This window comes from Klebsiella planticola ATCC 33531, assembly GCF_000735435.1.
GTDB classification, from domain to species: domain Bacteria; phylum Pseudomonadota; class Gammaproteobacteria; order Enterobacterales; family Enterobacteriaceae; genus Klebsiella; species Klebsiella planticola.
On record NZ_JMPP01000009.1, the window covers coordinates 1 to 23,339 of the forward strand.

20 protein-coding genes are annotated in these 23,339 nt (G+C 55.9%); 7 read left to right on the plus strand and 13 right to left on the minus strand.

What is annotated here, in order from left to right; translation table 11 throughout:
- Positions 1-166: 166 nt before the first annotated feature.
- Positions 167-850, plus strand: coding sequence for a tetratricopeptide repeat protein (locus GRPL_RS22595; RefSeq protein ID WP_032689910.1), 684 nt, complete (start codon positions 167-169; stop codon positions 848-850).
- A gap of 479 nt (positions 851-1,329) precedes the next feature.
- Here GRPL_RS22595 and gltP read toward each other — a convergent pair whose 3' ends face one another.
- A complete protein-coding gene (gltP, locus tag GRPL_RS22590) occupies positions 1,330-2,643 on the minus strand; it encodes a glutamate/aspartate:proton symporter GltP (protein ID WP_032689914.1) in 1,314 nt (437 codons plus the stop codon).
- Between the two features lie 411 nt (positions 2,644-3,054).
- On the opposite strand from gltP, the gene acs reads away from it, so the two are divergent.
- The 3 genes from acs (at position 3,055) to actP (ending at position 7,157) form a co-directional block, all read left to right on the plus strand.
- Positions 3,055-5,013, plus strand: a complete 1,959-nt coding sequence (gene acs / locus GRPL_RS22585) for an acetate--CoA ligase (protein WP_032698372.1) — start codon at positions 3,055-3,057, stop codon at positions 5,011-5,013.
- 183 nt (positions 5,014-5,196) lie between these two features.
- A complete protein-coding gene (locus GRPL_RS22580) occupies positions 5,197-5,511 on the plus strand; it encodes a DUF485 domain-containing protein (RefSeq protein WP_032689916.1) in 315 nt (104 codons plus the stop codon).
- The gene (gene actP, locus GRPL_RS22575; protein ID WP_032689917.1) at positions 5,508-7,157 is read left to right on the plus strand and encodes a cation/acetate symporter ActP; all 1,650 of its coding nucleotides are present in this window, start codon (positions 5,508-5,510) and stop codon (positions 7,155-7,157) included. The genes GRPL_RS22580 and actP overlap by 4 nt, the downstream gene beginning before the upstream one ends.
- A 33-nt stretch (positions 7,158-7,190) precedes the next feature.
- On the opposite strand, the gene GRPL_RS22570 is transcribed toward actP, so the two are convergent.
- Together GRPL_RS22570 and GRPL_RS22565 are read right to left on the minus strand one after the other, a co-directional pair.
- On the minus strand, positions 7,191-7,880 hold the full coding sequence (locus GRPL_RS22570) for an LrgB family protein (RefSeq protein ID WP_032689918.1): 690 nt from the start codon (positions 7,878-7,880) through the stop codon (positions 7,191-7,193).
- The gene (locus tag GRPL_RS22565) at positions 7,873-8,283 is read right to left on the minus strand and encodes a CidA/LrgA family protein (protein ID WP_032689919.1); all 411 of its coding nucleotides are present in this window, start codon (positions 8,281-8,283) and stop codon (positions 7,873-7,875) included. The genes GRPL_RS22570 and GRPL_RS22565 overlap by 8 nt, the downstream gene beginning before the upstream one ends.
- A 102-nt stretch (positions 8,284-8,385) precedes the next feature.
- Between GRPL_RS22565 and GRPL_RS22560 the strand changes: the two genes are divergently transcribed.
- Positions 8,386-9,267: a LysR family transcriptional regulator gene (locus tag GRPL_RS22560; RefSeq protein WP_032689920.1), complete on the plus strand. Its 882-nt coding sequence runs from the start codon at positions 8,386-8,388 to the stop codon at positions 9,265-9,267.
- A 99-nt stretch (positions 9,268-9,366) separates the two neighbouring features.
- Here the strand turns inward: GRPL_RS22560 and GRPL_RS22555 are convergent, their stop codons facing one another.
- From GRPL_RS22555 to soxR, 4 genes are all read right to left on the minus strand, one after another.
- Positions 9,367-11,013 (minus strand): Na+/H+ antiporter, encoded by a 1,647-nt coding sequence (locus GRPL_RS22555; RefSeq protein WP_004856523.1) that lies wholly within the window; start codon positions 11,011-11,013, stop codon positions 9,367-9,369.
- 149 nt (positions 11,014-11,162) lie between these two features.
- Positions 11,163-12,512, minus strand: coding sequence for an NCS2 family permease (locus GRPL_RS22550; RefSeq protein WP_032689921.1), 1,350 nt, complete (start codon positions 12,510-12,512; stop codon positions 11,163-11,165).
- Positions 12,513-12,902: 390 nt separating this feature from the next.
- Complete coding sequence (locus GRPL_RS22545; RefSeq protein ID WP_032698374.1) at positions 12,903-13,568, minus strand: glutathione S-transferase family protein; 666 nt, start codon at positions 13,566-13,568, stop codon at positions 12,903-12,905.
- 257 nt (positions 13,569-13,825) lie between these two features.
- On the minus strand, positions 13,826-14,287 hold the full coding sequence (gene soxR, locus GRPL_RS22540) for a redox-sensitive transcriptional activator SoxR (protein WP_004856518.1): 462 nt from the start codon (positions 14,285-14,287) through the stop codon (positions 13,826-13,828).
- An 85-nt stretch (positions 14,288-14,372) separates the two neighbouring features.
- On the opposite strand from soxR, the gene soxS reads away from it, so the two are divergent.
- Positions 14,373-14,702 (plus strand): superoxide response transcriptional regulator SoxS, encoded by a 330-nt coding sequence (soxS, locus tag GRPL_RS22535; RefSeq protein WP_004856516.1) that lies wholly within the window; start codon positions 14,373-14,375, stop codon positions 14,700-14,702.
- A 4-nt stretch (positions 14,703-14,706) separates the two neighbouring features.
- On the opposite strand, the gene GRPL_RS22530 is transcribed toward soxS, so the two are convergent.
- Positions 14,707-16,290, minus strand: a complete 1,584-nt coding sequence (locus tag GRPL_RS22530) for an EAL domain-containing protein (RefSeq protein WP_032698375.1) — start codon at positions 16,288-16,290, stop codon at positions 14,707-14,709.
- 533 nt (positions 16,291-16,823) lie between these two features.
- Here GRPL_RS22530 and GRPL_RS22525 point away from each other — a divergent pair.
- Positions 16,824-17,105 (plus strand): YjcB family protein, encoded by a 282-nt coding sequence (locus tag GRPL_RS22525; protein WP_004856511.1) that lies wholly within the window; start codon positions 16,824-16,826, stop codon positions 17,103-17,105.
- A 47-nt stretch (positions 17,106-17,152) separates the two neighbouring features.
- Here the strand turns inward: GRPL_RS22525 and GRPL_RS22520 are convergent, their stop codons facing one another.
- From GRPL_RS22520 to ecpA, 5 genes are read right to left on the minus strand one after another with little or no spacing between them, the layout of a single operon-like run.
- Entirely contained in the window at positions 17,153-17,851 is a 699-nt protein-coding gene (locus tag GRPL_RS22520) for a fimbrial biogenesis chaperone (protein WP_032697108.1), read from the minus strand.
- The gene (gene ecpD / locus GRPL_RS22515) at positions 17,820-19,463 is read right to left on the minus strand and encodes a fimbrial adhesin EcpD (protein ID WP_032689925.1); all 1,644 of its coding nucleotides are present in this window, start codon (positions 19,461-19,463) and stop codon (positions 17,820-17,822) included. The genes GRPL_RS22520 and ecpD overlap by 32 nt, the downstream gene beginning before the upstream one ends.
- On the minus strand, positions 19,453-21,984 hold the full coding sequence (locus GRPL_RS22510) for a fimbrial biogenesis outer membrane usher protein (protein ID WP_032698376.1): 2,532 nt from the start codon (positions 21,982-21,984) through the stop codon (positions 19,453-19,455). Before GRPL_RS22510 ends, ecpD begins: the two co-directional genes overlap by 11 nt.
- A 24-nt stretch (positions 21,985-22,008) precedes the next feature.
- The gene (locus GRPL_RS22505; protein ID WP_032697106.1) at positions 22,009-22,677 is read right to left on the minus strand and encodes an EcpB family pilus assembly chaperone; all 669 of its coding nucleotides are present in this window, start codon (positions 22,675-22,677) and stop codon (positions 22,009-22,011) included.
- A gap of 59 nt (positions 22,678-22,736) precedes the next feature.
- The gene (ecpA, locus tag GRPL_RS22500) at positions 22,737-23,321 is read right to left on the minus strand and encodes a common pilus major fimbrillin subunit EcpA (RefSeq protein WP_032697105.1); all 585 of its coding nucleotides are present in this window, start codon (positions 23,319-23,321) and stop codon (positions 22,737-22,739) included.
- Positions 23,322-23,339: the final 18 nt, after the last annotated feature.

Consider the following 23,339-nt stretch of genomic DNA (forward strand, 5'->3'; position numbering starts at 1 on the left):
GACAGAAGGCCCCCCGGCTACATGACGCTGGCCGGGGGGATTTTCACCATCCGGGTTGCGGGATAGCTGACGCAGCCCACTTTTATCGAACCTGGCAACCGCCGCCATTTTCTTCTTTTTCGCCTCCCTTTATACTGCGCGCTGTGTTCCTGACCGATAATAAAAAATGAAATACCTCTCTTTACTTCTGATGCTGTTCTCTCTTGCCGCGGGCGCTACCGATCCCGGCAGCCAGTACCAACAACAGGCGGAAGCCGGCGATCCGCGGGCGCAGTACTATCTTGCCGATACCTACGTCAGTTACGGTGATTATCAGCAGGCCGAATACTGGGCGCAGAAATCGGCCGATAACGGTGACGGGGATGCGCTGGCGCTGCTGGCCCAGCTGAAAATTCGCAACCCGCAGCAGGCCGATTATAAACAGGCCAGAGACCTGGCTGAGAAGGCGGTACAGGTTGGCAGCAAGGCAGGAGAAATTATCCTGGCCCGCGTGTTGGTCAACCATCAGGCCGGGCCGACGGACTATTCACATGCCATCACCCTGCTACAGGATGCCGCCCAGGATCCGGAAAGCGACTCCGCCGTCGACGCCCAGATGCTGTTAGGTTTGATTTACGCCAGCGGCGTCCAGATGACAGAGGATGACGCCAGGGCAACGGACTATTTTAAACGCAGCTCCTCGCTGTCCCGTACCGGTTATGCCGAATACTGGGCCGGGATGATGTTCCTGCAGGGAGAACAAGGCTTTATCGAACCCAACCAGCAGAAAGCGCTGCACTGGCTCAATGTCAGCTGTCAGGAGGGGTTTGATACCGGCTGCGAAGAGTTCGACAGGATAAGTAAAAGATAAGAAAAAGCACGGCGATAGCGCCGGGCTTTAAGATGCTTACTCTTTGTCTACAATCTGAGCCCGACGCGATAGCGCCAGGTTTTAAGACGGCCTGACAAACCTGCCTGAACATTAAGCCCGCGTTTCGCCGGGTGGCGGCTGACCCGGCCTACGAAACCCGCAATCTCAACGCTTGCACAATTTCAGTAGGCCCGCGCAAGCGCAGCGCCGCCGGGCAATTTAAGACGCTGACTCTTTGTCTACAATCTGAGCCCGACGCGATAGCGCCGGGTTTTAAGACGGTCTGACAAACCTGCCCGCACATTGAGCCCGCGTTTTGCCGGGTGGCGGCTGACGCCTGACCCGGCCTACGAAACCCGCAATCTCAACGCTTGCACAATTTCAGTCGGCCCGCGCAAGCGCAGCGCCGCCGGGCAATTTAAGACGCTGACTCTTTGTCTACAATCTGAGCCCGACGCGATAGCGCCGGGTTTTGCATTTTACTGCGCCGTTTTATCAAATTTGCCCAGCACTTCACGCTCATAGGCCAGCGCTTTTTTGCGGTCAAACTTGTGCTCCCACTTGGCAATCACCAGTACCGCCAGCGCATTCCCCACCACGTTCAGCGCGGTACGCGCCATATCGAGGATACGGTCAACGCCAGCAATAAAGGCCAGCCCTTCCAGCGGAATCCCTACGCTCCCCAGCGTCGCCAGCAGCACCACGAAGGAGACGCCCGGCACGCCGGCAATCCCTTTCGAAGTTACCATCAGCGTCAGCACCAGGGTTATCTCCTGCCACAGCGACAGGTCAATACCGTACAGCTGGGCAATAAAGATCGCCGCGATGCTCTGATACAGCGTTGAGCCATCGAGGTTAAACGAGTAGCCGGTCGGCACGACAAAGCTGGTAATAGAAGCCGGCGCGCCATAGGCTTCCATCTTCTCAATAATACGCGGCAATACGCTCTCGGAGCTGGCGGTAGAGTAGGCCAGAATCAGCTCGTCTTTCAGGATACGGATCAGAATCCAGATACTTAATCCGCATACCCGCGCCACGATCCCCAGCACCACCAGCGCGAAGAACAGAATCGCGAAGTAGACCAGGATAACCAGTTTGGCCAGCGGCCACAGCGAGGCGAAGCCAAAGGTGGCAACGGTCACCGAAATCAGCGCAAACACCCCGACCGGCGCATAGCGCATCACCATGTGGGTCACTTTGAACATGGTTTCGGAAATGGAGCGGAAAACGGTCACCAGCGGTTCACGATGGGTCGCCGGCAGCGAAGAGAGTCCCAGACCGAACAGTACCGAGAAGAAGATAATCGGCAACATATCGCCTTTCGCCATCGACGCGACAATGTTGGTCGGCACCAGCGACAGTATCGTTCCCATCAGGCCGTGAGCGTGGCTTTGCACCTCTGCCGTTGTGCTTTGATATTTCGAAATATCCACCGCGGCCAGCTGCGACATATCAATACCGCTACCCGGCTGGAAGACGTTGGCCAGGGTAATCCCCAGCACGATCGCCACGGTGGTGATCACTTCAAAATAGATAATGGTTTTCGCGCCGATACGGCCCAGTTGCTTCGCGTCGCCAACGCCCGCAATCCCGACAATCAGCGTCGAGATAACAATCGGAACGACGATCATCTTGATCAGGTGGATAAAGATATCGCCTGCCGGCGTCAGGAAATTCGCAATTAACCAATCACGACCGTCGGCATGGTAATGCAGATAGCTGCCCAGCAGAATACCCAGCACCAGGGCCAGCAAAATCTGCCAGGCCAGGCTGACTTTTGTTTTTTTCTTCACTACTGACTTCCTCAATGAGAGGCACCATTCCCGGAAGTCATGATGCCCACTGAAAGGGATATGAATTGTGTTGCGTTGCTCTATGGGGTTTTTTAACGCGCGGTATCAGTATCATCTGCACGGCATGCTACGCAAGCGTTTAAGAACAGGGCTTTTCTCTGGGTTTCTGCATAAATTCGCTAACTTTCCCCACTTCTGATGCATAAGTATCTGTTATAAAAAAAATTTCATAGCTTCCATTTCTATAAATACATTTCTGAAATTATTTCACTTCAAAGTTTCATTTGATTGATTTTCATTCAGTTGAATCAATGCGTGATCTGTCCCCCAAATAGCAAACAAAGCCGCGAAAGCCCCTACTCTTAACGTTTACTTGACATATATTTAACAACCTACAGGAGAAAAAAAGCCATGAGCCAAATACATAAGCACTCTATTCCCGCTAACATTGCGGACAGCTGCCTGATTAACCCGGAACAGTACAAGGCGCAGTATCACCAATCTGTCACCGACCCGGATGCGTTCTGGGGTGAGCAAGGCAAAATCCTTGACTGGATGCGGCCCTATACGCGCGTGAAGAACACCTCATTCGCACCGGGCAACGTCTCTATTAAATGGTATGAAGACGGCACGCTGAATCTTGCCGCTAACTGCCTCGATCGCCACCTCGCCGAACACGGCGACCAGACCGCGATTATCTGGGAAGGCGACGACGCCAGCCAGAGCAAACACATCACTTATCGCGAGCTCCATCACGACGTCTGCCGCTTTGCTAACGTCCTGCTCGACCTCGGCATTAAAAAGGGCGATGTCGTCGCTATCTATATGCCAATGGTGCCGGAAGCCGCCGTTGCCATGCTGGCCTGCGCCCGTATCGGCGCTATTCACTCGGTGATCTTCGGCGGTTTTTCTCCCGAAGCGGTTGCCGGACGTATCATTGACTCGAATTCTCGTCTGGTCATTACTTCCGATGAAGGGTTGCGCGCCGGACGTGCGATTCCGCTGAAGAAGAACGTTGACGACGCGTTAAAAAATCCGAACGTGAAAAGCATCGAGCACGTGGTGGTGCTCAAACGTACCGGCGGCAAAATCGACTGGCAGGAAGGTCGCGACCTGTGGTGGAGCGACCTGATTGCGCAAGCCAGCGACCAGCATCAGCCGGAAGAGATGAATGCGGAAGACCCGCTGTTCATCCTCTATACCTCCGGTTCAACCGGTAAGCCCAAAGGGGTGCTGCACACCACCGGCGGCTACCTGGTCTATGCCGCCACCACCTTCAAATATGTCTTCGACTACCATCCTGGCGACATCTACTGGTGTACCGCTGACGTGGGCTGGGTGACCGGCCACAGCTATCTGCTGTACGGCCCGCTGGCCTGTGGCGCCACCACGCTGATGTTTGAAGGCGTGCCGAACTGGCCGACGCCGGCGCGAATGTGTCAGGTCGTCGATAAGCACAAGGTCAATATTCTCTACACCGCGCCGACGGCGATCCGCGCGCTGATGGCGGAAGGCGATAAGGCCATCGAAGGCACCGACCGCTCTTCCCTGCGTATTCTGGGCTCGGTCGGCGAGCCGATTAACCCGGAAGCCTGGGAGTGGTACTGGAAGAAGATTGGCAACGAGAAATGCCCGGTGATGGATACCTGGTGGCAAACTGAAACCGGCGGCTTCATGATTACTCCGCTGCCGGGCGCCATTGAGCTGAAAGCCGGCTCCGCCACGCGTCCGTTCTTCGGCGTGCAGCCGGTGCTGGTCGACAATGAAGGCACCCCGCTGGAGGGCGCGACCGAAGGTAACCTGGCCATCGCCGACTCCTGGCCGGGACAGGCGCGAACCCTGTTCGGCGACCACGAGCGCTTTGAACAGACCTACTTCTCCACCTTCAAAAATATGTATTTCAGCGGCGACGGCGCTCGTCGTGATGAAGATGGTTACTTCTGGATCACCGGCCGCGTGGACGACGTTCTGAACGTATCTGGCCACCGCCTGGGGACCGCAGAAATCGAATCGGCGCTGGTGTCGCATCCGAAAATCGCCGAAGCGGCCGTGGTCGGTATTCCGCATAACATCAAAGGTCAGGCGATTTACGCTTACGTCACGCTCAATCACGGTGAAGAGCCGACGCCGGAGCTGTATGCGGAGGTACGCAACTGGGTACGCAAAGAGATTGGCCCGCTGGCCACGCCGGACGTGCTCCACTGGACCGATTCCTTACCGAAAACCCGCTCGGGCAAGATCATGCGCCGTATTCTGCGCAAGATTGCCGCGGGCGATACCAGCAACCTCGGCGATACGTCAACACTGGCGGATCCTGGCGTCGTGGAAAAACTGCTCGAAGAGAAGCAGGCCATTGCGATGCCGTCGTAAACGGACTCATTCCCTACACCCTCTCCCCGTCAGGGGAGAGGACATAAATCATACGCCCTAAGGATTCCACGTAGCAGGACAGCAGGAAGCACCCTCTCTTCCCGACAGTATGTTGCCGGGCGGATAAGTGCTGCCGACGGTCAGCGCGCGGATGACGAAAAGGGTACCTCTGGAGACGCTGTGATGAATGAGCAAATTTGTCAGCGGATAGAAGATAGTGCGCATTTCAGGGAGTTAGTTGCAACCCGGCAAAGGTTTGCCGCCATCCTGTCACTGATTATGTTAGTGATCTACGTGGGCTTTATTCTACTCATCGCTTTCGCCCCTGGCTGGCTGGGCACGCCGCTGCATGCCGGCACCAGCGTCACCCGAGGAATCCCGATCGGCATCGGCGTTATCGTTATCTCTTTTGTCCTGACCGGGATTTATGTCTGGCGGGCTAACGGAGAATTTGACCGTCTGACGAAAAGCGTTATCAACGAGGTGCACTCATCATGAAGAAAGTCCTGACGGCGATTGCCGCCACGCTCCCTTTTTCCGCGAGTGCCGCTGACGCCATCTCCGGCGCGGTACAGCGCCAGCCGACCAACTGGCAGGCGATCATCATGTTCCTGATCTTTGTCGCCCTGACGCTGTATATCACCTACTGGGCGTCAAAACGCGTTCGCTCACGCAGCGATTACTATACCGCGGGCGGAAATATTACCGGCTTTCAGAACGGGCTGGCGATTGCCGGCGACTTTATGTCGGCCGCCTCCTTCCTCGGTATTTCTGCGCTGGTCTACACCTCCGGCTACGACGGACTGATTTACTCCCTCGGTTTCCTGGTCGGCTGGCCGATTATTCTGTTCCTGATCGCCGAACGCCTGCGTAACCTCGGGCGCTACACCTTCGCTGACGTCGCCTCTTATCGCCTTAAGCAAGGGCCGATTCGTACCCTCTCCGCCTGCGGTTCGCTGGTGGTGGTGGCGCTGTATCTGATTGCTCAGATGGTCGGCGCAGGCAAGCTGATTCAGCTGCTGTTCGGCCTGAACTACCACGTCGCGGTGGTGCTGGTCGGCGTGCTGATGGTGCTCTACGTCCTCTTCGGCGGTATGCTCGCCACCACCTGGGTGCAGATTATCAAGGCCGTCCTGCTGCTGTGCGGCGCCAGCTTTATGGCCTTTATGGTTATGAAGCACGTCGGCTTCAGCTTCAACAACCTGTTCAGTGAAGCCATGGCGGTGCATCCGAAAGGCGCAGCGATTATGAGCCCGGGCGGGCTGGTGAAAGACCCGATATCGGCGCTATCGCTCGGTCTCGGTCTGATGTTCGGAACCGCCGGTCTGCCGCACATTCTGATGCGTTTCTTCACCGTGAGCGATGCGAAAGAAGCGCGCAAGAGCGTGTTCTACGCCACCGGGTTTATGGGCTATTTCTATATCCTGACCTTTATCATCGGCTTCGGCGCGATCATGCTGGTGGGCGCGAATCCTGCGTTCAAAGATTCCGCGGGCGTGCTGATTGGCGGCAATAATATGGCGGCGGTACACCTGGCCGATGCGGTGGGCGGCAACCTGTTCCTCGGCTTTATTTCAGCGGTCGCCTTCGCCACTATTCTGGCGGTGGTCGCCGGCTTGACGCTGGCCGGCGCCTCGGCGGTTTCTCACGACCTGTATGCTAACGTCTTCCGCAAGGGCGCCAGCGAGCGCGATGAGCTGCGGGTGTCGAAAATCACCGTTCTGGTGCTGGGCGTGGTGGCGATTCTGCTGGGGATTTTGTTTGAAAATCAGAATATCGCCTTCATGGTGGGTCTGGCCTTCTCCATCGCCGCCAGCTGTAACTTCCCGATCATACTGCTGTCGATGTACTGGTCGAAGCTGACCACTCGCGGAGCCATGGTAGGCGGCTGGCTTGGGCTGCTGACCGCCGTGATTCTGATGATCCTTGGCCCGACGATTTGGGTGCAAATCCTCGGCCATGAAAAGGCGATATTCCCGTATGAATATCCGGCGCTGTTCTCTATCGCTATCGCCTTTATCGGTATCTGGCTCTTCTCCGCCACCGACAATTCGGCGGAAGGGATGCGCGAGCGTGAGCAGTTCCGCGCCCAGTTTATTCGTTCGCAAACCGGGATCGGTATCGAACGCGGCCAGGCGCACTAACCTGACTCTCCCCGGCCGCCCGGCCGGGGAACATTAAAACATCAGCAGGCGCACCAGCGGCGCTGCCAGTACCATTACCACGCCAGACAACATCATCACCAGACTGGCCACCACCCCTTCCTGCGGCCCCAGCTCATATGAACGGGCGGTGCCTGCGCCGTGCGAGGCGGCGCCAAATCCAGCGCCTTTTGCCATCCCTTCGCGAATGGCGAGCCGCATAAACAGCGCATCACCCACCGCCATGCCAAACACGCCGGTGATCACCACAAACAGCGCCACCAGCTCCGGCTGGCCGCCGATCGGTTTTGCCGCGGCCAGCGCAAACGGCGTCGTGACCGAACGCACCGCCAGACTACGCTGAATCTCATCCGGCAGCGTAAACAGTCGCGCCAGCCACACCGAGCTGGTCACGGCGACAACCACTGCCGTCGTCACCCCTGCGGTCAGCGACATCCAGTGCCGTTTAATGACCGCGAGGTTGTCATATACCGGGACGGCAAACGCGATGGTTGCAGGCCCCAACAGCCATAACAACCAGTGGGCCTCGCCCATATAGTTCTGATATGAAATGTGGCCAAACACCAGAATCAGCACCAGCAGTATCGGGGTAAACACCAGCGGCATCAGCGGCAGCCTGTGGAAGCGGCGATACAGGCGCTTATTGGCGAAATAGAGTGCCAGCGTCACAACCAGGCACAGGACGCTCAGTTGAAAATCACTCATGCTTCATCCGGCTGACTTCATAACGATACACTTTATCCACCACCCATGCCGTCGCCCCCAGCACCATCAGGGTACTCAGCGCAATCACCAGAAAAATGCGCCAGCCGTCGACCATCAGCAGCTGGGTATAATTCACCACCGCCACCACCGCCGGGACGAAAAACAGCAGCATTTCCGCCAACAGCCAGCGCGCGCCGGCCCGCACCCAGTTCAGCGGGATAACCCGACAGATAATCAGCGCCAGCAGCATCAACATACCAACCAGGTTCGCCGGCAGCGGCAGATGCAGCCAGTTAACCAAATATTCAGCACAGACGAACAATCCGGCATAAATCAGCACCTGAACCGGGACCTGGAGGCGCTGTACAACGAAGGGGGTCACACGAGCTGGCGCGAAGGCCATGAGCGAAATTCCTGAAAAGAAGCAAGGTATGCAGTATAGAGAGCCGCCTGAGCGGACAGAAATGAATTAAAATCATCACAGGTATAGTCTCTGGGAATAATTATGGATATCCGAACGCTGCGCTATTTTGTCGAAGTGGTGCGTCAGCAGAGTTTTACGCGCGCTGCGGAAAAACTGTTCGTCACACAGCCCACGATCAGCAAAATGCTCAAAAATCTGGAAGATGAGCTGAACTGCACCCTGTTGATTCGCGATGGCCGCCGGCTCCTGTTGACCGATACCGGTCGGGTTGTTTTTGAGCGTGGGCAGGCGATTCTGGGCGAGTTTCATCAGCTGGAATCGGAGCTGAGCGATATTAACCACCTGCACAAAGGGGTCCTGAGACTGGGGATCCCGCCGATGGTCGGGATGCTGATGGCAGAACCGATCGGCCTGTTTCGCCAGCGCTACCCGGGCGTGGAGCTGAAAATTGCCGAGTTCGGTGGGCTGACGGTTCAGCAGGCGGTGAGCAACGGCGAGCTGGATCTCGCCATGACGGCGCTGCCGGTAGATGAGGACAGCGGCCTGAGCACGCTGCCGCTGTTCAACCATCCGCTGTGCGTGCTGACGCCGAGAACCGAGGAGTGGGAAAGCGTTCAGTCGCTCTCGCCGGAAGCCCTCGCGGCCCATCCGCTGGTCATTTATAACGAAGATTTCGCGCTGAGCCGGCAGCTGATGGCGCTGTTTACCTGTCATGATGTGAAGCCCCGCATCGCGGTGCGCAGCGGCCAGTGGGATTTCCTCGCGGCCATGGTGCAGGCGGGAATCGGCGTGGCCATACTGCCGCAGCCGATCTGCGAACGTCTCGACGCGCAGAATTTTTGCTGGATACCGCTGCAGAGTGAGCTGCACTGGGAGCTGGGGATGATCTGGCGGGAAGGCGTTTATCTGTCGCACAGCGCGCAGGCGTGGCTGGAATGCAGTAAGGCGTTCTGGCTGGAGTAAGTCCCGGAGGCGGCGCGTTGCGCCTGTCCGGGCGACAAAAACAGTCATTCTGAATTCATCGCCCGGCCAGCGTAGCGCCGCCGGGGAAGCGGTGCGGTGCTACTGATCTTCGATGAGCAGCGCTTCCAGCAGGTCAAGGTCGTGGAGCAGCTTCTGCAGCGTTTCATTGCTGATCTGCCGGGTCGCACGAAGATGATACAGCTCTCCGCGTTCTGAACGCAGCGCCGCCAGACGGAACCGACGCTCAAGCTGCTCTTCGAGTATGGAGGTTTCCACATCGTTGCGTCCGTCGACGCGGCGGCGCAGATTACCAATCACCCGCGAACTGACCTCGGTCAGCAGCTGGTTATCAATATTCTCTTTGGTGTCGGCGGCCAGACGCTCCTCCATTTTCTGAATCGCGACAATCGCCACATCTGCCGTCGCCGCGCGCGCCAGCCGCTCTTCTTTACGCTGCTGAACATGGTCGCTCGACTCAATGTGACGTAGCAAAATTGGCAGCGCGATCACCCCGACAAACAGCGAGAACAGAATCACCCCGGCGGCCAAAAAGATCAGCTCATAGCGGGCCGGGAAGACGTTGCCGTCAGGCAGCAGCAGTGGAATCGACAGCACACCGGCGAGGGTTATCGCCCCGCGTACCCCGGCAACGGAGGAGATCAGCAGTTCACGGGTGGTCCACGAGCCAAACTCCATCGGTTTCCTCTTCAGGAAACGCTGGCTTAACTTGCGCATCGTCCACAGCCAGCCAAAACGTACCAGCATCAGCGCGGCGTAGATCAGGATAATGTCGGTAAACAACATCCAGGTTTCAACATTAGGATCCGCTTCCGCCGCCACCAGCGACGTCGACAGAATGTCCGGCAGCTGCAGACCCAACAGCAGAAAGACCATGCCGTTAAAGACAAATTCCAGCATCGCCCAGGTACTGTTCGCACGCAGACGCATGGCCAGCGGCGCGGTGCGCATCACGCCGGAACGGGTGATGGTCATCCCCGCCGCCACCGCCGCCAGAATCCCGGAAACACCGATATGTTCCGCGATCAGGTAGGAGGCAAACGGCAGCAGGAACAGCAGAACAATCTGCGTCGCCGGCTCGTCGCCGCCCCAGCGGCTGAGGAAGCGCATCGAACGGCCATACAGCCAGCTCACCACAAACCCGGCCAGGATACCGCCGATGGCGACTTTGAGGAACTCGACCGTGGCACCGCCGACGGTAAAGACCATCGTGCCCATCGCCACGGCGACGGCAAACTTCAGCGAAACCAGGCCGGAGGCATCGTTCATCAGCGCCTCGCCCTGCAAAATCCCCATAATTTTTTTCGGAATGCGCCCTTCGCCCACGATGCCTGACAGCGCCACGGCATCGGTCGGTGACAGCACCGCCGCCAGCGCAAAGGCGGGAATCAGCGGAATACCCGGCACGATCCAGTAGATGAGGAAGCCAATACCCACCACCGTGACCAGCACCAGCGCCAGCGCCAGCCCGAGGATTTCTCGTCCGTGCTCAATAAATTCGCGGGTCGGCGTCTTCCAGCCGTCGGCAAAAAGCAGCGGCGGGATAAACAAGACCAGGAACAGCTCGGGGTCGAATTCAACATGCAAACCAAACGTCGGCCACGCCAACAGCGCGCCAATGGCGATTTGCATCAGTGGTAGTGGAACCTGAAAGGGCAGTACGCGTGTAACCACCCCGGAGAGAGAGACCACGAGGGTCATAATGAGTATGGTGAAGAATATTTCCATGTGTTCCCTGTTTGCTGCGTTTTCTTTTTTTTACACCGGAGGCGTCATGTCTCTGGATAATACGCTACTCAGATTAACGCAAAAGGAAACAGGATGTGGCTTAAAAATAAAACGGGCGGCCTGAGCCGCCCGCTATTGGCAGGAAAAGCTTAAATGGCCCAACCACCGGCGTAGAAGATAACCAGCGCGGCCGCGATGATGACGGTCCCCAGGTTCAGCTTGCGCCACTCGCCGGACACCAGACGGCCAATGACCAGGGCGGCAAAGCCAATCATGATGCCGGTGACGATGTTACAGGTCAGCACGATAAAGACCGCCGTGATAAGCCCGGCCATTGCATCGACGAAATCATTAAAGTCGATTTTCGCCACGTTGCTCAGCATCAGCAGACCAACATACATCAGCGCTGGCGCCGTGGCATACGCAGGTACCAGATAAGAGAGCGGAGAGAGGAACAGAATCAGCAGGAACAGCACGCCAACGGTCACCGCGGTGAGGCCGGTTTTACCGCCCGCCGCAGTACCTGCCGCAGATTCGATATACACCGCCGCCGGCGCCGCCCCGACCACGCCGGAGAAGACGCTGCTCAGGGAGTCGGTGGTCAAGGCTTTACCGCCGTTGATAATCTGCCCGTCTTTATCCAGCAGGTTTGCCTGCCCCGCCACGGCGCGAATCGTGCCGGTGGCATCAAATACCGCCGTCATCACCAGCGCCAGGACGCTTGGCAGAACCACCGGGTTTAGCGCGCCGATGATATCGAGGCTGCCAATCAGCGAGTTGCCTTTGTCGTCGCTCAGCGACGGCATCGCGAAAATACCGGAGAAATGAACGCTCGGGTCAAAAATCAGCCCGACGATCGAAATGCCGATAATGGTCAGCAGAATACCGCCCGGCACTTTCATTTTTTCGAGGCCAATAATCACCGCCAGCCCCACCAGCGACATAATCACCGGGAAGCTGTTGAAGTGACCCAGCGCGACCGGCAAACCGTCCAGCGGGTTTTTAATCACCAGGCCCACGCCGTTGGCGGCGATCAGCAGCAGAAACAGGCCGATACCTATCCCGGTGCCGTGCGCAACGCCCTGCGGTAAATTGCGCAGGATCCAGCTACGAATACCGGTGGCAGAGATAACGGTAAACAGCACGCCCATCAGGAACACGGCGCCCAGCGCAACCGGAATACTGATGTGCTGCCCCAGCACCAGGCTGAAGGCGGTGAACGCGGTCAGCGAAATCGCACAGCCGATGGCCAGCGGCAGGTTTGCCCACAGCCCCATCACCAGAGAGCCTACGCCGGCGACCAGACAAGTCGAGACGAACACGGCTGCCGGAGGGAACCCGGCTTTACCCAACATGCCCGGGACAACAATGACCGAGTACACCATTGCCAGGAAGGTGGTTAAACCGGCAACAATCTCCTGACGAACGGAGCTGCCACGAGCTGAAATTTTAAACCAGGCGTCTAATGAACCGCCGGTACGCGCTGAAGGCGTAGACATAGAAAACTTCCCCTGAAAATTTTAATCGTTCGTCCGTATGCGTGGTGGACCATCCACTGCCAGCTAAACGCGATCTCCTTGTGCTACCTCGCAGCGCCAGGGGGGCTGCAAAAAAGCAAACGTTTAACTCCGCGCATACAATACGGTGGTCAGAATGAATTTGCTCCCCCCAGAACAGGGATAAATAGCGAGCAAAATACAAAGGCAAACGATTATCCAGCCTTTAGACGGGCCTTTTCAACTGAAGTTTGTGTTAATTCGCTAAATTTTGCTTATGGCGTTCATGAAATAACCAGTCGATGCGCAAACGTTGTCGTCTATGCGCAATCCGGTAACATTTTTGTATTGCGTTGATAGCAATTCACCGCGGCCATCACAAAAATCACCGCCTCACTCCGGCAGGGTGAACGGGCCGCCGCGTTCAATCGCTTTCTGCCAGGCCGGACGCTGCTCTATTCGCTGCACCCACTGTGCGATCCGCGGTACATCCTTGATGCCACCGCGCGCCAGCAGCGCCATGACCGGAAAGCTCATCTGGATATCGGCCATGCTGAGCTGCGCGCCGGCAAACCACGGCTGACGGGAGAGATGATCCTCAATATAGCGAGCGTGCGTGGCGATTTGCCGGTCCAGCCAGGCCTTCTGTACCCCTTTACCCAGGGCATTGCCCAGCGTTCGCATCCCGAGCGGAATCGGCGGTTTACCGAGACTGGCAAACACCAGTTTCATCACCATCAGCGGCATCAGTGAGCCCTCGGCATAGTGCAGCCAGAAACGGTATTGCAGCTTATCCGCTATCGCCTGCGGTCTGAACCGGTGGTCGCTATCGTAGGTTTCCTGCAGGTACTCGAGGATGGCGCCCGATTCCGCCAGCACGTGGCCGTTATCTTCCACCACCGGAGATTTCCCCAGCGGGTGGATCTGCTTTAACGCCGGCGGCGCCAGCATATTTTTTTCCCGCTGGTAGCTGACAATGCGATAAGGCAACTGGAGTTCTTCAAGCGCCCACAGCACGCGCTGGGATCGTGATTGATTGAGATGATGTACCGTCAGCATGGAGGTTCTCCCGTAATTCGTTCGAATTAACTATAGGAACTGACGGCGATTGGCGGAAAAATTTCGCCGAAATAAACGGGTGAAAAAGCCGGGCTGTGCCACAATTAAGTTGTCGGCGCAAACCGGAACCTCCAGCAACATCTTGCGCAATACCGAGGTGAGCCGACGTCGGGGGAAACCCTCCTGCGAACGACCAGGATAGTGTTAAAGACAAAGACCGGAAAACAACTAAAGCGCCCTGTTGTGGCGCTTTAGTTTTATACGTCATCCTCCAGCAGTCGCGCGCCGGTCCCCTCTTCACCCAGCTTATCTCCCGGGTTGCGCAGCGGGCAGTCGCGTCGCGACAGACAGCCGCAGCCGATACAACCATCCAGCTGGTCGCGCAGTGCGGTCAGGGTATGAATACGCCGATCAAGCTCCTCCCGCCACTGCGATGAGAGCTGTTTCCACTCCTTCGCGCTGAGGTTATGCCCTTCCGGCAACACGCCGAACGCATCACCAATGGTCGACAGCGGAATGCCGATTCGCTGGGCAATCTTGATGATCGCCACCGCGCGCAGCACATCGCGGCGATAGCGCCGCTGATTACCGGCATTACGCTGGCTGTGAATTAACCCTTTGCTTTCATAGAAATGCAGGGCAGAGACGGCAACGCCGGTACGCTTTGCCACCTCGCCGGGGGTCAACAGCATTTTAATACGGGGGGATTTCTTTTCCATAAAAGCGCTTTACCTCAAGTTAACTTGAGGAATTATACTCGCCCGCAGACAAAACGACGAATCGAGAATTGAGAGAGGCCGCTTTATGTCCCATCAGGATATTATCCAAACGCTTATTGAATGGATTGATGAACATATCGATCAACCACTTAACATTGATGTAGTCGCCAGAAAATCCGGGTACTCAAAATGGTACCTCCAGCGGATGTTCCGCGCCGTGATGCATCAAACGCTGGGCGATTACATCCGCCAGCGCCGGCTGTTGCTGGCCGCAGAGGCGCTGCGGACCACCCAGCGACCCATCTTTGATATTGCGATGGATCTGGGCTACGTGTCGCAGCAGACGTTCTCACGGGTATTTCGCCGGGAGTTCGACCGCACCCCCAGCGATTATCGTCATCAAATTTCCGCCTGAGCGTTCACATGCAAGGGCTGAGCAGCCTGGGCGCGTTGGCCAGCCACTGCCTGAACTCCTGTGGCGGCATCGCTTTCGCAAAGTACCAGCCCTGACAATACCGGACCCCGCGTTTTCGCAGCCAGTTAACCTGGTCCGCCGTTTCGACGCCTTCGGCAACGGTCTTTAAGCCCAGGCTGCGGGCGATTTCAATAATATGCTCGGCGATCGTGTAGCTGGTGCTATTGGTAGTGAGCGTATCGATAAACGATTTATCGATCTTCAGGATATCCACGTTAAGCGAGTGGAGATTATGCAGATTGGAATAGCCGGTACCGAAGTCATCAATAGCAATTTCATATCCGGCTGCGCGGAATGCCTGGATGACCGGCATCGTTTTCTGCACGTCAATAAATCCGCGCTCGGTGACTTCAATTTTAATTTGATCGATATTCACCGCGGAGCTCCGCGCCTTTTCACCGATTTGGGCAATGAGCCGCGAAGAGTGGAAATCGGTGGCCGACAGGTTAATCGCAATATACAGATGCGGATGCCCGGCCAAAAATTCCCCGAGTTCGGAAAATAACTCATCCACCACGTAATCGGTGACCTGCGCAATCATCCCTTCATTTTCCGCCAGTGGAATAAACTCCGCCGGCGTCATCACCGGCCCGTCAAATCCCGGCCAACGCAGCAGCGCTTCGGCTCCGACGCAGCGGTTATTTTCGATATCAATAATCGGCTGATAATGCAGACACAGCTGACGCCGATTGAGCGCGCGTTGCAACATATTGCGCGGTGAATGGTATTGCTGCCGGGTGCGCAACCACACCAGTAAGATCAACATGCTGCAAATCCCCCCCAGCGGGAGGGTGAGCGTCACCTGATCATAAAAGCTCTGGTAATAACTGGCGTACGAGGTAGACATAATCACGGCGATCGGGCGGATGGCGGAATGAGCCACGGTGTACACCCGGTTACCCTGGCGAAAAAAGGCATCTTCCTGACGAATCAGGCCATGCAGTACCGCGGGGTCGGCATTTCTACTGGTGGAAAAAAACTGATTCGTTTTTGTATCGTACAAACCGTAGGATAAATCTTTATCACTCGATATTAACGAACTGTAGGAGAGTGGATTAATCACCGCAATGTAGTGCCCTCGCTGCATATAGTTCATCGCAAAGCCGGGATAGAAAGGCGTATCGCGGTAATAGTAGATAGCGATATCCGGCTTTTTGGTATAATTCGCCGGCGGAATACGCCATGCGCTATCGGGGCGGACCGCAGTCGAGCAAAACAAACGGGGACCGTCGGCATAAATTAAATCGTCAACATAAAGCAGGCTGCGAACAATCGACAACATATATTGCTGATGTCCGGCAGAGCACATTTCCCCTTTAAACTGCAAGGCCTTTTCACGCGCCCGATCGGCTTCATAAACCACCATTTCCGTTTTCTGCAGCGCCAGCTGTGAAAATGCGCGGAGCCGATCGGAGGTTTCGGCTTTGGCTCTGATTTGCGCAAACCACAGTGCCAGCACGACGGGGAGCAGAACCACCAGCGTCACTCCCAATATTCTCAACGCGTTGCGCAATGTGCGACGATTCATTTCCGTTTTTTATCCATGCGATATGCCTTATCACGGTAAAAGATCACACTCGTTGTTATACAACAGAGACTATTTTCAGCAACCGGTCGTTTGATGTAAAAACCCCATCCTCAATAATGATGAATAATACTAATTTCGCAGAAAATCGAGAAACACTCTCGGTATTCTAAAAACAGAGTCGTTATCTAATTCGGTTTATCCGTACGATCGGCAAGAATAAGTAATAAAAGCCGCAGATAACGAGCTCAAAAAAAGCAATCAGACGCCGGGAAGAGCAGTTTGCCCGTTTGAGGTGGTGGGAAGATGCCCCCGCCTTCATTATCCACAATAAACATGCGGCTTTAAAAACCGCCAAAAACGCGCATTTGGGGCTGGTGAATAAAACAGCAAATGTGATATAGTTCACACAACTTGATGAAACAAGAACATTGTTTCATTATTCTCCTGATTGCCCGTAGATAGCCAGAGCGCCACGTCATCGTCAGTCTCGCCAGGTTGTCAAAGGCACCCGATTTTCTTTGAGGATGAGGTTGATGGCTTCCATAACTACCAGTGTCATACTTTTGCGCTGGCCGCTGGTGAGCGCGGTTCTGATGTTTTTGGCCAGTTCGATGAACATTCAGCTACGCAAAAGTGATTATGCCGGTTTAGCCGTTATTTGTAGCTGCATCGGCCTGGTGGCGGCCTGCTGGTTCGCCACCGGCTTGTTGGGGATCACGCTGCTGGATATCGCGAAAATCTGGGGCAATATCAAAGACGTCATGATCGAAGTCATGAGTCAGACGCCACCACAATGGCCAATGGTCATGACCTGATAATAAAAAAGCTTCCTACGGGAGGCTTTTTTATTTACCGGCAAACACTACTCGCAATCCTTTGATATTTTAATAAATTTATCATTATAGATAATGTATTTATTCCCAGGCTGGCGCAGCGCCGCCTGGCGAACCACATCTCCTGGCCGTAAGTACCAGGCCTCGCCCTCTTCTTCCGTTGCATCGCATCCCGGCTTGATCAGCAGTTTAAACCAGGTATTGCCGCTGTTGCTGACGCTTCCCGCCTGCCGATCGAAGGCCCATTTGAACTGCACCTGCCGCGGGCGTACCACCAGAATCGTTTCCATCACGACCACCGGATCAATACCGATTGACCCGCCGGCCGCAGTACGGCCAATGCGGTTTCGGGTGGGAATTTCGCGAAACGAAACCCGGTAATAACGTTCACGATTATCCTGCGGGCCATGATAATAAAATTTAAAGTATTCCCCTTGCCCGGCCTGCAAGGTGAGCTGACGCGGGGCAAAGAGCAGTTCGCCGTCTGCCGGACGCGAACGGACCTCGTGACCTCCCGGCCGGTCTATCCCGACGACGGAAATCTGATAGAGCCGCGCGCTCGGGTTGTTATTCAGTACCCGTTTGGCGACAAAGTTCTCTTCAGCACCCAGCGAAAAAGTTAAATTGCCGACGGAAATCGCCCGGCCCGCCATTGGCAGACCCAGAAGCAGCAACCACGCGACGGCCTGGAGCAGATTAATTAATATTGCGCCATGTCGCCTGAACATGAATCTCTCCTGAAGCACTCACTTCACCAAACCAGCCATCGTCATCTACCGTTCTCAACGAAATATTGTCGTTCATCGGTATGGAAAATTTCACCGTCGTCTTGTTCATCACGCCAATATCGCCGGAAGCATCTGTCCACGGCGTCGTCAGCCACAGCGCATCCGTCATATCGCGCCAGTTGTCATCGCAGCCGGCGTCATAATTTTTGCTCGTTCCGGTCTGGGTGGTAAACGTCAGCAGCGCCGGGAAAGGCACTTTTGTCACCCCGTCTGGCGAACTGAACAAGCAATATGAACGCCCGGCGATCGACTGCGACGGGCCGGTCACTTTGATCAGGACTTCATCGGCGGCGGTTTTTCCGCTGGTGGTGACGATATAGCCAAAATCCAGTGACGGCTGTCCGGCACCGACATACCCTTCGCGCGACGGTGAACTGCTGTACTCATCGGAAATAATGCTGATACTGAAATCACGCGGTTTGATAATCAGCGAGTTGGAGGTAGAAAATTCATACCAGCCGGACTCCGGCGAGGTGGTGTTCTGGAAGCGGAAGTTAAACAGATCCTTGGTATTAATATCGCTGATGCCCAGCGCCACCATCTGCTTAAAGAAGTTACTGGAAAAGAAGATGTAGACCGAATCCGAGGATTTCATCTCGTTAAACGTATAGTAGTAGGCATTGCCGCTGACCGGTTTCCAGCTGTTACCATCGAGGCTGAACTGCATATCATAGATATTCACCGCCGACGTCAGCGACGTGTTGTTAATCGCCGGGAAAATATGAATCGAGGTGTTGCTCAGGCCATTATGCTGCAACGCATAGTTGACCATCTTGCAGCTCAGACCGCTACGGGTACCAATCGTCTGGGCGCGACAGTTCGAGCTGCCCTCCCCCAGCGTCGGGATCCCATCGCTATTGATAAAGACTTCGGTCAGAGAATGGGTGTTAATCAGCTTTAAGTTTGCCGCTTTAGTATGGGTCACTTTACGCACGTACCAGGCGCCGGAGGCCTGATCTTTGCAGCGCGCCCCGCTGCTTGCATCGTAGGAGACGGAAGTCTGGCAGGCATTGATCGTCATCGACATGCTGCCACCAACCGGCATCTGCTGCAGATACTGGTAGAAAGCGTCCGACATCATGCCGTGCATCCATTTTTGGCCACCGGAGGTCACCGTCGCACCGTAAAAGCCGTTTGTATCCGTGACCTGGGGCAAAATCAGACTGGTCGCCATATCGCAACCGGCGTACCAGTTGATGCAGCGCAGCCCGCTCAGGGGGTTCGACACCGGCGAGTTTTCCAGCCACATGTCAAACTTCCAGTTGGCATTCAGCCCGGTGTTATAGCCGTTATCGATATAGCCCAGACTCTGCTGGTAGATAGTGCCGCTACCGGTATATTTCAGCCCGGTCCAGCGACTGGCGCCGGTCATGCGCGGATCCAGCACGCCGCCTGGAGTGGCGAAAAAGTTATCATCGGAGTTGTTTTCCACGAAAACAAACTGCACCGCTGCCGCGTCCGGCCAGGTTGTTTTCGTTACCGCCGCCTCTGCCCGCACCGCGCACAGTGCGACAATAAACAGGCTTACCAACGGGAACCACTTAGCTTTCATGACCTTCTCCTGCCTGCTGCGCGCTGGCGTAAGTTTTCAGACCCGTGCAGACGACATCGCCGACCCACACCGCCCCGCGCGCCTGACTTATCTCAAGCCCGACTTCACAGCTTTGGTTATTGCCGTAGGTGAAATCGATGGTGGGGTATTTTTTATCCACGTCCATCACGAATCCTCCCGTGTTATCGGTACGGGTGCGGCCAATATGGTTATTGATGTGTGCATTGGCCAGCAGCGTTCCATCTTCGGCGCGGATGCGCCCGGAAACGGTCACCATCTGTTTCACTTCCGGTTCGATAACCGCCACGTTGCCCGGGTAGAGCGTCAGGCTGCTCTTGCGGTTGCTGACAATGTCGTAGCTGTCGAGGGAGTTCTTACTGTTTTGCAGCTCGACTTCGTAACGGCTGTACGGCGAGAGCGGCAGATAGTTGCGTTTGCCGGTCAGCTGGATGACCCGTCCGTTGACCCGGGCGCTCAGCTTGCCGTCATCATCGAGATCGGTGTTAAAAATCACGCCGGCGTTACCGTCGGTGCGCCCGCTGGCGGCAATATTCCGCCCCTGCCAGCCGACGCTACCGCTGGCGGTCAGGTTGGTATTCACATAGCCGTCAGCGCCGCTGTTAATATTGAGCGTGCCATTGGCATAGCGGGTATCGAACTGGGCATAGCCTCCGCCGCTCAGCGTTTTGTCATCGCCGGTATCACCGGAGATCGCCCGCGAAATATTGGCCCCAAGAGTACGTACCACGCCCTCATCAAACTGTTTACGGGCGGAAAGGTTTGCCATGGTATAGCCGTTCTGGTGGGTCATACCGGCGCTGAACCAGTTCCCCAGGGGGAGTGAGAAATCGAGCGCAACATATTTCCCGGTACTGCTACTGCTACCACCGCCACCATTATTGAAGCGCTGAATACCGGCACGCAGGCCCAGCGAGCCGAAGGCCCCGCTAAAGAGAGTCTGATAATAATCCGCCGTGTAGTAATGGCTGTTGTAGCGACGGTCGTCGTTGTAGCTAATGCTAAAGGTCCCCAGCTTTGACCACAGCGGGTTCAGATTAAGGGTTCCGCCAATCGCCCGGTTGTCGGCATCGCTGCGCCGTAACCGGGCGCCAATAATGGTTTTTTCCTGGTTAACCCAGACGGTGCTAAAACCTCCGGGTAAGGTGGCGCTGATGCTGCCAATGCTGCTCCAGGAGCTATCGCTGGCCAGCATATTTTGCAGGTTGACGTTGACAGACTCCGTCAGCGGTACGGTCAGACGCGTCTCGGCGACGGCATTGCTATCATAACCGTAGCCGGTTGCCGCCCAGCTGAACGTGCCCACGGATCCGGATGTCGACGCCCCCGCCAGCCAGCTCTCTTTCGCCGGTTTGCTCTTCTTGCCGCTCTCTGACCAGCGATCCATATGAAAGCTGCCGCCCCACACCTGCCAGGCCAGCGGAGCACCCGCTCCGCGCCCGCGACTGAAAAGTTTGTTCACCCGCTGAGTGCGCTTGCTGACCACCCGGCCATTGACGATCACCTCAACGTCCACATCATAAATGCCGTATGGCAGGCCTCGGGTGTCCACTTCGTGGTTACCCATTACGAAGTTCTGTACGCTCAGCAGACGTCCGTCGCGCGATAAATGCACTTCACCTGCTGCCGGTAAGAAAGCCACGATTGGCGTGACCGATTGTGAATTATCAAACACCGTTGAGCTGGCCTGGTTTCCCCAGGATGCGCCGTAGATTTTCCCGGCAGAAATGGCGGTCATCGGTCCAAGCGACTGTAAATTCCACGTATCCAGCATCCCGCCGGCAAAGCGATGCCCGGCGAAATCACGCTCATACATGGCCTTATAAATTTCGCTATCCTGATTGCTGGTTCCGGTGCCGTAGAGCGACCCGTCCAACACAATATGGTGCTCGCGCAGTGAGCTGACGCTGTTCAACGACAGATAGCTGGACGTACTGTTGCCAGCGTTACGCATCTGGTTGTTATACACGCCGAGGTTATAGTTCAGACTGCTGCTGATGCTGTTAACGCTGGACTGGCCGATATCTTCGCTGCGCGAACGCAGAACGGTTCCCAGCGCCTCTCGTTTCACGACCAGTTGCAGCAGCAGCTGCCGCAGACTGAGCTGCAGCTGCGCATCGCGGGTGAGCATGATGTGTAAATCGCTGTTGAAAGGTTCATTCGCCAGTTCAGTCAGCGTTTTTCGGGTTTGTTCACTCACGCTGGCGTTGTCCCCGCGCTCTTCCAGCTGAATATGACGGACGCGAAGCGTACCGGCGTCCAGCCAAATAAACGCACTGCCAAGCCGCTGGTCATCCTGCGTCCCCGCGCTGCCTTCCAGGTGAAGAAACAGTGGGATACTCATTCCATCCTGTAGCGCCTGGCTGAAGGCCTGGGGAATCACTACGCCGCCAATTTGCTGCACCTGCTGAGGAGCGGCATTCACACTAAGCGGAAGAGTAAAAATGGCCATACCACAGGCAAGGAGCGTTTTCAGCTCAGGTGAAATCCGTCGTAAAGGCATAACCTGATTCCGTCAGCACAATTGTTATTTTACGGGAACAAACTGCTCGCCCTGCCAGAGTGCGACCCGCCCTTTTTTATCGGCAACATTCACGCGGGTGAAACGGCGCTCTTTGCCGGGCATGAGGTAATAGTTTTCTTTGCATTCTTTGCCATCTGCGGGCTTCAGGCAGGGGCCGTAAGCCAGGATACGTAGCGTGGCATTGCCGGTATTCACCAGCGTTCCATTGGCATACTGATAGCGGTAATCCGCCTTGCGTGGGGCAACGACCAGGATGGTGCCGATGCGGGCCGATGCGGTAGCCACCGCACTGCGCCTGGCACTATCGCGCTGCGCATCGCTCAACGCCTGATCGAACCAGACGATGCGGTAGTAGCGCTCTTTATTATCCGCCGGTCCTTTGTAGAAAAAGCGAATGACATCGCTACTCTTCGCGGGCAGTAGCAGGCTGGCTGGTGTCAGCAGCACTTCATCCTGACTGTCCATCGGAATCACGCTGCCGCCTTCAAGCGGTGAGGAAAGGCGTTCAACATGGATATTGATTAAGCGTCCACTCTCGGTGGTGTTTTTAATCTCTTTACTGAGCACGCTGGCGTCGCTGTTCATAAATGAAGAAATATCGCCAACATCCAGTGCCAGGGCCGGCATGATGGCGCAAAAATACAGGCTGATAGCCAGAATGCGGTTTTTCATATGAATTCGGTCCGTGGAAGAAAGCAGGGGGAATCCCCCCTGCTCGTGCTACAGAGAAATCAGCTGGTCCATGTCGCGTCGAACTGGACGCTGACGTCACCGCTCCAGATCCCTTCCGGCAGCGTGCTGTAATCGGTCACTGCAGCCGTACCATCGGTGGTGCCACTGATGATAGAGAAGTTGAAACCATCCTGTGCGGTCGCGCGGCCAGCCTGGTTATAACCGTTAGACAGTGCGCTAAGGTTGCCGCCCAGAACGCCATTCGCGGTGTCGATCATGACGGTATCAGCCGATTTTTCGACGGCAACGCCGTTATAATCCACACCCACATTCAGCGTCGAACCGGAGGTATCCAGCTGGGTCAGGGTATTGGTAATCAGACGGGAGGTCAGTTTAAATGCTGTCGCAGTCGCATCCCCTTCAATTGCAACATCAAACAGACCTTTCTGAGAGTTAAAGCCTTTAATCCCTTCTGCATACTGGAAAGCCAGGCTACCCAGAGGGGTCACAACCAGTTTGCTGGTGGTGTCTTTTTTTGCCGTTGCCGACCAGGTTGCGACGGCCTGAGCCGTAACGTCTGCTGCCTGAACAGCGCCCACACAGAAAGTCGTCACAAGAGCTGCTGCTAACATTTTCAATTTCATATTCATCACCTGATAAAA

Bases quoted from the DNA above. Each gene is read 5' to 3' on its own strand.
- acs (WP_032698372.1), top strand. From the start codon at position 3,055: ATGAGCCAAATACATAAGCACTCTATTCCCGCTAACATTGCGGACAGC.
- GRPL_RS22570 (WP_032689918.1), bottom strand. From the start codon at position 7,880: ATGAGTGATTTTCAACTGAGCGTCCTGTGCCTGGTTGTGACGCTGGCA.
- GRPL_RS22510 (WP_032698376.1), bottom strand. From the start codon at position 21,984: ATGCCTTTACGACGGATTTCACCTGAGCTGAAAACGCTCCTTGCCTGT.
- GRPL_RS22580 (WP_032689916.1), top strand. From the start codon at position 5,197: ATGAATGAGCAAATTTGTCAGCGGATAGAAGATAGTGCGCATTTCAGG.
- GRPL_RS22595 (WP_032689910.1), top strand. From the start codon at position 167: ATGAAATACCTCTCTTTACTTCTGATGCTGTTCTCTCTTGCCGCGGGC.
- actP (WP_032689917.1), top strand. From the start codon at position 5,508: ATGAAGAAAGTCCTGACGGCGATTGCCGCCACGCTCCCTTTTTCCGCG.
- GRPL_RS22555 (WP_004856523.1), bottom strand. From the start codon at position 11,013: ATGGAAATATTCTTCACCATACTCATTATGACCCTCGTGGTCTCTCTC.
- GRPL_RS22525 (WP_004856511.1), top strand. From the start codon at position 16,824: ATGGCTTCCATAACTACCAGTGTCATACTTTTGCGCTGGCCGCTGGTG.
- ecpD (WP_032689925.1), bottom strand. From the start codon at position 19,463: ATGAAAGCTAAGTGGTTCCCGTTGGTAAGCCTGTTTATTGTCGCACTG.
- soxR (WP_004856518.1), bottom strand. From the start codon at position 14,287: ATGGAAAAGAAATCCCCCCGTATTAAAATGCTGTTGACCCCCGGCGAG.
- GRPL_RS22565 (WP_032689919.1), bottom strand. From the start codon at position 8,283: ATGGCCTTCGCGCCAGCTCGTGTGACCCCCTTCGTTGTACAGCGCCTC.
- soxS (WP_004856516.1), top strand. From the start codon at position 14,373: ATGTCCCATCAGGATATTATCCAAACGCTTATTGAATGGATTGATGAA.
- GRPL_RS22530 (WP_032698375.1), bottom strand. From the start codon at position 16,290: ATGAATCGTCGCACATTGCGCAACGCGTTGAGAATATTGGGAGTGACG.
- GRPL_RS22520 (WP_032697108.1), bottom strand. From the start codon at position 17,851: ATGTTCAGGCGACATGGCGCAATATTAATTAATCTGCTCCAGGCCGTC.
- GRPL_RS22545 (WP_032698374.1), bottom strand. From the start codon at position 13,568: ATGCTGACGGTACATCATCTCAATCAATCACGATCCCAGCGCGTGCTG.
- GRPL_RS22550 (WP_032689921.1), bottom strand. From the start codon at position 12,512: ATGTCTACGCCTTCAGCGCGTACCGGCGGTTCATTAGACGCCTGGTTT.
- GRPL_RS22560 (WP_032689920.1), top strand. From the start codon at position 8,386: ATGGATATCCGAACGCTGCGCTATTTTGTCGAAGTGGTGCGTCAGCAG.
- GRPL_RS22505 (WP_032697106.1), bottom strand. From the start codon at position 22,677: ATGAAAAACCGCATTCTGGCTATCAGCCTGTATTTTTGCGCCATCATG.
- ecpA (WP_032697105.1), bottom strand. From the start codon at position 23,321: ATGAAATTGAAAATGTTAGCAGCAGCTCTTGTGACGACTTTCTGTGTG.